Origin of the sequence: Pedobacter gandavensis, from assembly GCF_032677645.1 — a bacterium.
Lineage (GTDB): Bacteria > Bacteroidota > Bacteroidia > Sphingobacteriales > Sphingobacteriaceae > Pedobacter > Pedobacter gandavensis_A.
The window spans coordinates 1-599 of record NZ_JAVTSB010000029.1; the positions used below are offsets into that span (position 1 = coordinate 1).

Below are 599 nucleotides of genomic sequence, written 5' to 3' on the forward strand. Positions count from 1 at the left end.
GGGAATAGCCATTGATTTCTACCCAGGTATCTACCAAAATGGCTTTCGCTTTCATATCCATGGTGAGCTTTAAATCCAACCCGCCATTCTGTAGTAAAACGGTAACGGGTATTAGCCAACATTATCTCTCCATCGCTTCCATTGCTCTCAATTCCTACTCTCGCCATGGGATGAAATTCCCTGTCATCACTGAACAACTTCCGTTGCGCTAATCTTGGATTTGGGATTTCGGGATTAGGTGGCGAGTTTTCATAACTGAACACCCGCCCCATTCCGCTCATCATGTGGTAAAGGATATGACAGTGGAAAAACCAATCTCCTCCTGGTTCTGTAGCCGCAAACTCGAGGGTATCTCTTTCCATTGGCATAATGTCTACGATATTTTTCATGGGTGCATATTCACCTTGTCCATTTACGACTCTAAAATCATGGCCATGCAAGTGCATAGGGTGACGCATCATACTATTGTTAAACAAAATGATCCTGACATTTTCGCCTTTCTTAATTAGGATTTTATCACTCTCTGAAACCGTCTTGTTATCCAAAGTCCATACATAGCGATTCATGTTCCCTGTAAGATCAAACTTCAGTTCTTTCCA

The 599-nt window shown here is 42.4% G+C and carries 1 protein-coding gene; it reads right to left on the bottom strand.

Annotated elements, in window-relative coordinates:
- Positions 1-566: multicopper oxidase domain-containing protein (locus tag R2Q66_RS23870; protein ID WP_316753968.1), on the bottom strand; the 566-nt coding region annotated here is incomplete at its 3' end.
- Positions 567-599: the final 33 nt, after the last annotated feature.